Origin of the sequence: Aeromicrobium phragmitis, assembly GCF_003674095.1 — a bacterium.
Lineage (GTDB): Bacteria > Actinomycetota > Actinomycetes > Propionibacteriales > Nocardioidaceae > Aeromicrobium > Aeromicrobium phragmitis.
In genome coordinates this window covers 1-366 of record NZ_RDBF01000174.1, presented here as the reverse complement: position 1 = coordinate 366, position 366 = coordinate 1, and the positions used below count along the sequence as shown (strand labels likewise).

1 protein-coding gene is annotated in these 366 nt (G+C 68.6%); it reads right to left on the bottom strand.

Annotation, left to right across the window (positions count from 1 at the left end; all coding sequences use genetic code 11):
- Window positions 1-366, bottom strand: a 366-nt coding sequence (locus D9V41_RS16835; protein ID WP_166376114.1) for a SpoIIE family protein phosphatase, incomplete at both ends; no start/stop codon positions are given.

Here is a 366-nt window from a genome sequence, read left to right as displayed (position 1 = left end):
GTCGTCCTCGACGAACTCGTCGCCGACGGCGTTCGCGACCAGGCGGCTGCATGCCGTCTCGGGGTCGTCCGCCGCGGAGAAGTGGGTGCGCACGATGTTCAGCTGGCGGTCCGTCGACCGGCTTCGCGGGTCGTGTGGGTCGAGAGGCCGCTCGACCAGCCCGTCGGTGTAGAAGCACAGCGAGGATCCCTCGGGGAACTCCACGACGGTCTCCTTCCGCTCGAAGTCGCCGATGCCGAGCATGGGGTCGTGCACGATCGGCACTTCCTGCGGAGACTCGCCTTGCGCGGCCATCAGCGGCGGCCAGTGTCCGGCCGAGCTGAACGTGACCTTCTCGAACGGGGGCTGCAGCACCGCATAGACGAC